This window comes from Streptomyces phytophilus (genome assembly GCF_013870535.1).
Classification (GTDB): Bacteria; Actinomycetota; Actinomycetes; order Streptomycetales; family Streptomycetaceae; genus Streptomyces; species Streptomyces phytophilus.
On the sequence record NZ_JACBXC010001444.1, the window covers coordinates 1 to 1427 of the forward strand.

Sequence of the window (1427 nt, forward strand, 5' to 3'; positions counted from 1 at the left end):
CGCCGCCGGGTGCAGGCCCGCGGTGAGGTTCGTACGTCGCGTCATCGTTCCGGCTCCGTCTCCTGCCCGTCCGTCACGTGTCCTGCCCGCCCGTCAGGCCGTGAAGAACTCGGTGCTGTCCGTCACCACGTCGCCGTTGTCGGGCACCGCGGCGCCCGACCTGACCAGCCCGCCGGCCACCAGCACCGCGCCGTCGGCGAGTTCGGCCGCGGCGAAGGCCCACCGGCCCTCGACCATCCCGGTGGTGGGGGTCCAGCCGCGGGTGGCCGGGTCGTAGACCTCCGCGTTCTGGTAGCCGACGTCGAACGTGGAGTCGTCGGTGCCGCCGATCACCAGGACGCGCCCCGAGCGCAGCAGGACCGCCCGGTGGTGGCTGCGGCCCGTGGACATCCCCTCGGCGGCCGTCCACACCCCGCGCGCCGGGTCGTAGCGCTCGGCGGTCCACTGGCTGTAGGGGTTGTACGTCCAGTCGTCCTGGAGCCCGGGGCTGTCGCCGCCCGTGACCAGCACGGTGCCGTCGCGCAGCAGGGTCGCCTGGTGGCTCTTGCGCACGGAGCCGAGGTCGCCGGTGGGGGTCCAGGTGCCGGCGGCCGGGTCGTACACCTCGCAGAAGGACTGGCCCGCGTACAGGCCGCGGCCGATCGGCGCCATGCCGCCGGCCGCCAGGACCGTGCCGTTGCGCAGGAGCACCGCCGGGTGCCCGGCGCGCGCGTCGTTCATCGGTTCCGCGGTCGGGGTCCACTCGCCCGAGGCGGGGTCGTAGATCTCCGCCGAGGCCAGCGCCCTCTGGGAGAGTGCCGAGCGGGGGGCGATCCCGCCGCTGACGAGTACCCGGCCGTCGGCGAGCAGCGTCGCGGAGTGCGCGAACCGGCTCTCGTGCATCGCACCGGTGGCCGTCCAGCCGCGGGTGGTCGGGTCGTAGACCTCGGCGGAGCTGACCCCCGCCTGGGACACGCCGCCGTACGGGCCGCTGAGACCGCCCGCGGCGAGAACGCGCCCATCGTTCAGCTTCGTCAGGGTGTGCAGGCGCCGGGACACCGACAGCGCGGAGGTGGGCTGCCACTCCTTGGTGGCCGGGTCGAAGAGGGCCGCGGTGTCCTGCGCGTTGCGGGCACGCTCCTCGCCGCCCGCCATCAGGACGGTCCCGTCGGCGAGGGTGACGGCGCCGGCGCCCGCGCCGGCCCAGTAGGTGGTGCCGGGCAGCTTGCCCGCGGCGCTCCAGGTGCCGGTGGCCGGGGCGGCGTCGGCGGCCGGGGTGCTCCCCGCGGCCAGAGAACGGTGGGTGCTCACGGGGATGTCTCCTCGGGTCGGGCGGCGGGCTGGGGTTCGGCGATCTCGTACGGGCACACCAGGACCAGGTCCGTCACCGCCGCCGGGTTGAGCCGGTCGCCGGCGCGCAGCGCCTCCGGCAGCGCCCGGATCGCCTC

Annotated in this window: 1 protein-coding gene; it reads right to left on the bottom strand. The window is 75.8% G+C overall.

Annotated features, from left to right (window positions below; translation table 11 throughout):
* Nucleotides 1-93: 93 nt before the first annotated feature.
* Nucleotides 94-1290 (bottom strand): Kelch repeat-containing protein, encoded by a 1197-nt coding sequence (locus tag H5J30_RS33175; RefSeq protein WP_181791422.1) that lies wholly within the window; start codon nucleotides 1288-1290, stop codon nucleotides 94-96.
* Nucleotides 1291-1427 lie beyond the last annotated feature (137 nt).